Raw genomic sequence first — 7,468 nt, 5'->3', positions numbered from 1 at the left:
GCCCACCGACCAGGGCCTCAAGGCCCTGGCCCCGGAAAAGCACCTGGGTTCGATCAAGCAGGCCATGGGCACCATCTATACCGGCGAGCAGACGGTGCTCAACGAGCCCCGGGCGCCGCGCTTCGCCCCGGCCGGGCAGAGCACCCAGATGATCGTCGGCGCCGATGACACCGACGACAGCACCATCCTCCACAGCGCCGAGGCGCTGTACGGCAACTTCCGCCTGCGCCGGGTCTATTACTCGGCCTTCAGCCCGATTCCCAACAGCCCGAAAAGCGTACCCCTGGCCGCGCCACCGCTGATGCGCGAGCACCGCCTGTACCAGGCCGACTTCCTGCTGCGCGGCTATGGCTTCAGCGCCAACGAACTGTTCCAGGGGCCGGGGCACCTGGCCCTGGACATGGACCCCAAGCTGGCCTGGGCCCTAGACAACCGCAGCGTGTTTCCCCTGGACCTGAACCGTGCCGAACCGGCGCTGATCTCGCGCATTCCGGGGATCGGCCTGCGCACTACCCAGCGCCTGGTGGAACTGCGCCGCGAGCGGCGTATCCGCTACGAGGACCTGGCGCGCATGCGCTGTGTGCTGAGCAAGGCCAGGCCGTTCTTTATCACCAGCGACTATCACCCGCAGCAGGCGGAGACCAGCAGCGCGCTGCTCTACCAGCAACTGCGGGAACGCCCGCAACCGCAGCAGATGGGGCTTTGGGGATGATCAGCCTGGACTGTGACGACCTGTTCGACACCTGGCGCCAGCAGGCGCGCTGGCTGCTCAGCCATTCCATCGACCCGAGCCGGGTCAGTTGGTCCGGGACGCAGGACGCCGATCTGTTCGCCAGCGATGAGGCTTGCCCTGAGCAGCCCGGTCCGTTTCGTGCGCGGATTCCCCTGGCCCTGCTGGAGCTGCTGGAACGGGCCGCCTGCTATCGCGGCGAGCAGCGCTGGAGCCTGTTGTACGAGGTGCTGTGGCGGGTCAGCCATGGCGACCGCACGGCCATGCTCAGCGGCGATCAACTGGGCAGCGAGTTGCAGCGGCGAATCAAGCAAGTCGACCGCGAGGCCCATCACCTGCATGCCTTCGTGCGCTTCGTCAGCTTGCCCGCGGGCCGCTCACAGCTGGCCGAGCAGCCTGAATACATGGCCTGGCACGAGCCGGCCCACGACATCCTGGCCCAGGCCAGCCGGCATTTCATCGGGCGCATGGGGCGCCACCGCTGGATGATCGCCACGCCCCGGGACGGGGTGTATTTCGACGGTACGCAACTGCACCACCACAGGCGCTGCCCCAGCGCCTGGCGGCAACTGGCCCAGGCCGGTGAAGACCCCGGGGGCGAGCTGTGGCTGGCCTACTACAGCCATATCTTCAATCCGGCGCGGCTCAACCCCCGGGTGATGCAGGGGCATTTGCCGGCGCGCTTCTGGAAGCACCTGCCGGAGGGGCCGCTGATTCCGGCACTGATCAACCAGGCTCGCCACGGCAAGCAGCGCGACGGGCAGGCCAGCCAGGTGGCAGCACGGCCAGGCAAGCGGATCGGCCAGCCGCGCGGCGATAGCGCTGGGCAGGCCCCAGGGCCTTCCCTGACAATGGGCGGCTTTGAACAATGAGGCAGGCAGCCAATGGATGACGGCGTGGATGACGGCAAGGGCATTACCGAGGAGTTCTGGTCGAAGGGAGTGACTGACGACGCGAAGATGATGTGGCGGGTGGGCAGCCGCGGTGTGACCTTCCTGGCGGCGCTGCTGCTGCCCAAGACCGGGTTCAAGGTCGTGGACATCGCGGTTGGAGTGCTGACCATGCTGATCCCCTTGCTGGTGATCGAGACCCAGAGGGCCTATTCGAAGTTTTCCCCCGGGTTTCTCGCCTGGGTGATCCGCATCAGTGTCTTTGCCAGCGGTGTGGCCATGGCCAGCCTGGGGCTGGTGGTCTACTTCGGGGTCGTGATGCCTTTGGTTTCAGCGGTGGGCATGCATTTTTTTCAACAGAGCGCCAGCCTCCAGTCCCAGGGGCAGAGCGGGGTGGAACTGGTCGGTTTCTGGTGGATGGCGGCTGTCACCGGCTTTGCCGTGATGTATGCAGTGTTTAAGAATTTTCGCGAGACCAAGGTGTTCGAGATCGTCTATCACCTGCCACGCAACGGCGTGAGGCAGCTCATGCAGGAACGGCCGCTGCGCGCCAGCAACTGGCCGATGTTCGTCTGGTTCGAGCTCTGCGTGTTGATCGCGAGCTTTTTCTACACCTTGATGGCATCCCAGGCCGCGCTGCTGGTGGTGGATGGAACGCAACAGGTGCTGATGTTGTTCGGTATCAGCCTCTGAGGGGAGCCCCTCCTTCGGCTGGCATTCTGCAGATTCCAGGCATGAAAAAGCCCGCCCCTGGCAAGCAGGGGCGGGCTCGGCTGAAGCAGGGGGGGAATCAGACCTTGACGATCCAGCCCGCTGGCGCTTCGACGTCGCCGGTCTGCACACCGGTCAGCTCTTTATAGAGCTTCTGGGTGATCGGGCCGACTTCTTTTTCGCTGTAGAACACGTGCAGCTTGTTCTGGTACTCGATGCCGCCGATCGGCGTGATCACCGCGGCAGTACCGCAGGCACCGGCTTCCTTGAAGTCCGCCAGCTTGTCGATGAACACGTCGCCTTCGACCACTTCCAGGCCCAGGCGGGTCTTGGCCAGCTCGATCAGCGACAGGCGGGTGATGCCCGGCAGTACCGATGGCGAGTTGGGGGTGACGAATTTGTCGTCATGGGTGATGCCGAAGAAGTTGGCCGAACCCACTTCCTCGATCTTGCTGTGGGTCAGTGGGTCGAGGTAGATGCAGTCGGCGAAGCTGGCCTTCTTGGCCTGGGCGCCGGGCATCAGGCTGGCGGCGTAGTTGCCACCGACCTTGGCCGCGCCGGTGCCCTGAGGCGCCGCGCGGTCGTAGCTGGAGATCAGGAAGTTGTGCGGGGTCAGGCCGCCCTTGAAGTAGGCGCCGACCGGGATGGCGAAGATCGAGAAGATGAACTCCGGCGCGGTGCGCACGCCGATGTTGTCGCCGACGCCGATCACGAACGGGCGCAGGTACAACGCGCCGCCGGTGCCGTAGGGCGGGATGAAGCGTTCGTTAGCCTTGACCACGGCCTTGCAGGCTTCGATGAACTGTTCGGTGGAGACCTGCGGCATCAGCAGGCGGGCGCAGCTGCGCTGCATGCGTGCGGCGTTCTGGTCCGGACGGAACAGGTTGATCGAACCGTCCTTGCAGCGGTAGGCCTTGAGGCCTTCGAAACATTGCTGGCCATAGTGCAGGGCGGTGGAGCCCTCGCTGATGTGCAGCACATTGTCTTCAGTCAGGGTGCCTGCGTCCCACTCGCCGTTACGCCAGTGCGACAGATAGCGCTTGTCTGTCTTGATGTAGTCAAAACCCAGCTTGTCCCAATTGATGCTTTCGTTACCCATGACACCCTCTATCGCTTAACAACCGTCGGAACGGCTCAAGGCTTCTGACGTTTTTTTGGATGGGCACAACAATACTGCATTCCGGGGGCGTGCCGCATCCCGGACGATGGGAGGGGGCGCAAAAAAAACTTAGCCTGCTTATGAAGCTTCCCCCCTAACAGCCCCATACCCCTGTAGGAGCGAGCTTGCTCGCGAAGGCCGCTTGGCTGTCCACGCTGGCCCTTTCGCGGGCCAGCCGCGCTCCTACCTGGGCACTGTCCTGTGTGCCCCTTGAATGGTTACAGATGCAGGGCGTGGCCCAGTGCCCGCAGCGCCGCTTCCTGGACCGCTTCACCCAGGGTCGGGTGGGCGTGGATGGTGCCGCCGATGTCTTCCAGGCGCGCGCCCATTTCCAGGGATTGGCCGAACGCCGTGGACAACTCGGAGACTCCGACTCCCACTGCCTGCCAGCCGACAATCAGGTGATTGTCACTTCGGGCCACCACCCGCACGAAACCGCTTTTCGATTCCAGGGTCATGGCCCGGCCATTGGCCGCGAACGGGAAGCTGCTGACGATGCAATCCAGGCCGGCAGCGCGGGCCTCGTCCGGGGTCTTGCCCACCACCACCAGTTCCGGGTCGGTGAAGCACACCGCGGGGATCGCTGCCGGGTTGAATTCCCGGTGCTTGCCGGCGATCAGCTCGGCGACCATCTCGCCCTGGGCCATGGCCCGGTGCGCGAGCATCGGCTCACCGCTCAGGTCGCCGATGGCCCAGACGTTGCGCATGCTGGTCTGGCAACGGTGGTCGATCTTGATGGCCGCGCCGTTCATGTCCAGGTTCAGGCTTTCCAGGTTCCAGCCCTGGGTGTTGGGCTTGCGGCCCACCGCCACCAGTACCTGGTCGGTGGCCAGGTTCAGGGTGTCGCCATTGGGTTCGCGTACCTGCAGGCTGCTGCTGGCGGCATCGAAGCCCAGCACGCTGTGCTTGAGGTAGAGCTTGATCCCCAACTGCTTCACCGAGTCCAGCACCGGCTGGGTCAGTTCGCCGTCGTAGGCGGGCAGGATGCGTTCCTGGGCCTCCACCACGCTGACCTCGACCCCGAGCTTGCGGTAGGCGATGCCCAGTTCCAGGCCGATGTAGCCGCCGCCGACCACGGTCAGGCGCTTGGGCAGGGTCTTGGGTGCCAGGGCCTCGGTGGAGGAAATGATCGGCCCGCCGGTGGGCAGCATCGGCAGGTTGACGCTTTTCGAACCGGTGGCCAGCAGCAGGTGCTCGCACTGGATGCGGGTATCGGCGCCTTCGATCTCCACGGTCTTGCCGTCGATGACCCTGGCCCAGCCCTGGATCACCTGGACCTTGTTTTTCTTCAGCAGCGCGGCGACCCCGGTGGTCAGGCGGTCGACGATGCCGTCCTTCCATTCCACGCTCTTGCCGATGTTCAGGGTTGGCGCCGCCACTTCGATGCCCAGGGCCGAGCCCTGGCTGTGGTGGCGGGTCTGGTGAAACTGCTCGGCGACATGGATCAGCGCCTTGGACGGGATGCAACCGATGTTCAGGCAGGTGCCGCCCAGGGACTGGCCCTCCACCAGAATGGTGGAGATGCCCAGCTGGCCGGCGCGGATGGCCGCCACATAACCGCCAGGGCCGCCGCCGATGATCAACAGTTGGGTATTGAGAGTCTGTTGCATGTCTTACTCCACAAACAGCGTGGCGGGTTGTTCGAGCAGGCCGCGAATGGCCTGGATGAATTGCGCAGCGTCCATGCCGTCGACCACCCGATGATCGAAGGAGCTGGAGAGGTTCATCATCTTGCGGATCACGATCTGGCCCTTGATCACCATGGGCCGCTCGACGATGCGGTTGACCCCGACAATCGCCACTTCCGGCAGGTTCAGCACCGGCGTGCTGACGATCCCGCCCAGCGCGCCGAGGCTGGTGAGGGTGATGGTGGAACCGGAGAGTTCATCCCGGGCGGCCTTGCCGCTGCGAGCGGCCTGGGCCAGGCGCGCGATTTCCTCGGCGTTGCCCCACAGGCTGCGGGCTTCGGCGTGGCGCACCACCGGTACCATCAGGCCGACGTCGCTCTGGGTGGCGACCCCGACATGCACCGCGCCGTGGCGGGTGATGACCTGGGCTTCGTCGTCATAGCGGGCGTTGATCTGCGGGAAGTCGCGCAGGGCCACTACCATGGCCCGCACCAGGAACGGCAGCAGGGTCAGCTTGCCGCGGGTGGCGCCGTGCTTTTCATTGAGGTGGATGCGCAGCTCTTCCAGGGCGGTGACGTCCACTTCCTCGACATAGCTGAAGTGCGCGGCGCGATGCTTGGACTCCTGCATGCGCTGGGCGATCTTGCGGCGCATGCCAATGACCTGGATCTGCTCTTCATCATGGCGCTCGGCATAGCCGGCCCCTGGCGCCGAGTAACCCTTGAGCGGCTGGCTGTCCTGGGCCAGGTAGGCGTCCAGGTCTTCGTGCAGGATGCGCCCGGCCGGGCCGCTGCCTTGCACCAGGCGCAGCTGGATGCCCAGGTCCAGGGCATGCTTGCGCACCGCCGGCGAGGCCAGCGGACGCTCGTCGGCTTCCCGGGCCACCGGTGCCTGGGGCGCTGGGCGGCAGGCTGCTGCTGGACTGGCGACGGGTTTTTCCGCTTTGGGGGCTTGGGCCACTGGCGCGGCGGCCACGGGCTTATTAATAGCTGCCGGCTCTTTTGCCGCCGGTGCGGCTGCCTGGGCGGATTCCTTGAGGTTGCCCGCGCCTTCGACCTCGATGCTGATGAGGATGCTGCCCACCGCCATCACTTCACCGGGCTCGCCGCCCAGGGAGATGACCTTGCCGTGCACCGGGGAGGGGATGTCGACCATCGCCTTGTCGGTCATCACGTCTGCCAGAACCTGATCTTCCACTACCTGATCGCCGACCTTGACGTGCCACTGCGCCAGTTCAACTTCCGCGATGCCTTCGCCGATGTCCGGCATCTTGATAACGTGCGTGCCCATTCAGACCTCCATGACCCGTTGCAGCGCCGCGCCCACTCGGGACGGCCCTGGGAAATATGCCCACTCCTGCGCGTGGGGATACGGCGTATCCCAACCGGTGACGCGCTCGATCGGGGCTTCCAGGTGGTGGAAGCAGTGTTCCTGCACCAGCGACACCAGTTCGGCGCCGAAACCGCAGGTACGGGTGGCTTCGTGCACCACCACGCAACGGCCGGTCTTCTTCACCGACTTGACGATGGTGTCCAGGTCCAGGGGCCACAGGCTGCGCAGGTCGATGACCTCGGCGTCGATGCCGGTTTCCTCGGCCGCCACTTGCGACACATAGACGGTGGTGCCGTAGGTGAGGATGGTCACGTCCTTGCCCGGGCGGGCGATGGCCGCCACGTCCAGGGGGACCTTGTAGTAGCCGTCCGGTACCTGGGCCGCCGGGTGTTTCGACCAGGGGGTTACCGGGCGATCGTGGTGGCCGTCGAAGGGGCCGTTATACAGGCGCTTGGGTTCGAGGAAGATCACCGGGTCATCGTTCTCGATGGAGGCGATCAGCAGGCCCTTGGCGTCGTAGGGGTTGGACGGCATCACGGTGCGCAGGCCGCAGACCTGGGTAAACATCGCCTCGATGCTCTGGCTGTGGGTCTGCCCGCCGTAGATGCCGCCGCCGCAAGGCATGCGCAGGGTCATGGGCGCGGTGAACTGGCCGGCGGAGCGATAGCGCAGGCGCGCGGCTTCGGAAATGATCTGGTCCGAGGCCGGGTAGACGTAGTCGGCGAACTGGATTTCCGCCACCGGGCGCAGGCCGTAGGCGCCCATGCCGATGGCCGCGCCGACGATGCCGCTTTCCGAGATCGGCGCGTCGAACACCCGCGAGGTGCCGTACTTGGCCTGCAGGCCTTCGGTGCAGCGGAACACGCCGCCGAAGTAGCCCACGTCCTGGCCGAACACCACGACGTTGTCGTCACGCTCGAGCATCACATCCATGGCCGAGCGCAGGGCCTGGATCATGGTCATGGTGGTGGTGGTCATGGCGGTGTCCAGCTGGATATTGTTGTTGTGATCGTTCATT

The 7,468-nt window shown here is 65.3% G+C and carries 6 protein-coding genes and 1 pseudogene; 3 read left to right on the top strand and 4 right to left on the bottom strand.

The window, feature by feature from the left end:
• The 3 genes and pseudogenes from F6S12_RS19505 to F6S12_RS19495 form a co-directional block, all read left to right on the top strand.
• A pseudogene (locus tag F6S12_RS19505) lies at window positions 1-712 on the top strand (biotin synthase); the annotation flags it as partial.
• Window positions 709-1,602 carry a TIGR03915 family putative DNA repair protein gene (locus F6S12_RS19500; RefSeq protein WP_315869228.1) on the top strand — a complete coding sequence of 298 codons (894 nt, stop codon included), beginning with the start codon at window positions 709-711 and terminating at the stop codon, window positions 1,600-1,602. The pseudogene F6S12_RS19505 and the gene F6S12_RS19500, both read left to right, overlap by 4 nt.
• Before the next feature lie 12 nt (window positions 1,603-1,614).
• On the top strand, window positions 1,615-2,313 hold the full coding sequence (locus tag F6S12_RS19495; RefSeq protein WP_065363798.1) for a hypothetical protein: 699 nt from the start codon (window positions 1,615-1,617) through the stop codon (window positions 2,311-2,313).
• Between the two features lie 97 nt (window positions 2,314-2,410).
• Here F6S12_RS19495 and F6S12_RS19490 read toward each other — a convergent pair whose 3' ends face one another.
• From F6S12_RS19490 to F6S12_RS19475, 4 genes are all read right to left on the bottom strand, one after another.
• Window positions 2,411-3,430: a branched-chain amino acid aminotransferase gene (locus F6S12_RS19490; RefSeq protein WP_011060826.1), complete on the bottom strand. Its 1,020-nt coding sequence runs from the start codon at window positions 3,428-3,430 to the stop codon at window positions 2,411-2,413.
• 278 nt (window positions 3,431-3,708) lie between these two features.
• The gene (gene lpdA / locus F6S12_RS19485; RefSeq protein ID WP_053157866.1) at window positions 3,709-5,100 is read right to left on the bottom strand and encodes a dihydrolipoyl dehydrogenase; all 1,392 of its coding nucleotides are present in this window, start codon (window positions 5,098-5,100) and stop codon (window positions 3,709-3,711) included.
• Between the two features lie 3 nt (window positions 5,101-5,103).
• Window positions 5,104-6,408 (bottom strand): dihydrolipoamide acetyltransferase family protein, encoded by a 1,305-nt coding sequence (locus F6S12_RS19480; protein ID WP_053150929.1) that lies wholly within the window; start codon window positions 6,406-6,408, stop codon window positions 5,104-5,106.
• A complete protein-coding gene (locus F6S12_RS19475) occupies window positions 6,409-7,467 on the bottom strand; it encodes an alpha-ketoacid dehydrogenase subunit beta (protein ID WP_011060829.1) in 1,059 nt (352 codons plus the stop codon).
• Window position 7,468 lies beyond the last annotated feature (1 nt).

It is taken from the genome of Pseudomonas sp. JV245A (assembly GCF_032424515.1).
Taxonomy (GTDB): domain Bacteria; phylum Pseudomonadota; class Gammaproteobacteria; order Pseudomonadales; family Pseudomonadaceae; genus Aquipseudomonas; species Aquipseudomonas protegens.
Note: the sequence above shows the minus strand (reverse complement) of the source record. Positions and strands in the feature narration are given on the sequence as shown.

Bases quoted from the DNA above. Each gene is read 5' to 3' on its own strand.
- F6S12_RS19475 (WP_011060829.1), bottom strand. From the start codon at position 7,467: ATGAACGATCACAACAACAATATCCAGCTGGACACCGCCATGACCACC.
- F6S12_RS19490 (WP_011060826.1), bottom strand. From the start codon at position 3,430: ATGGGTAACGAAAGCATCAATTGGGACAAGCTGGGTTTTGACTACATC.
- lpdA (WP_053157866.1), bottom strand. From the start codon at position 5,100: ATGCAACAGACTCTCAATACCCAACTGTTGATCATCGGCGGCGGCCCT.
- F6S12_RS19480 (WP_053150929.1), bottom strand. From the start codon at position 6,408: ATGGGCACGCACGTTATCAAGATGCCGGACATCGGCGAAGGCATCGCG.
- F6S12_RS19495 (WP_065363798.1), top strand. From the start codon at position 1,615: ATGGATGACGGCGTGGATGACGGCAAGGGCATTACCGAGGAGTTCTGG.
- F6S12_RS19500 (WP_315869228.1), top strand. From the start codon at position 709: ATGATCAGCCTGGACTGTGACGACCTGTTCGACACCTGGCGCCAGCAG.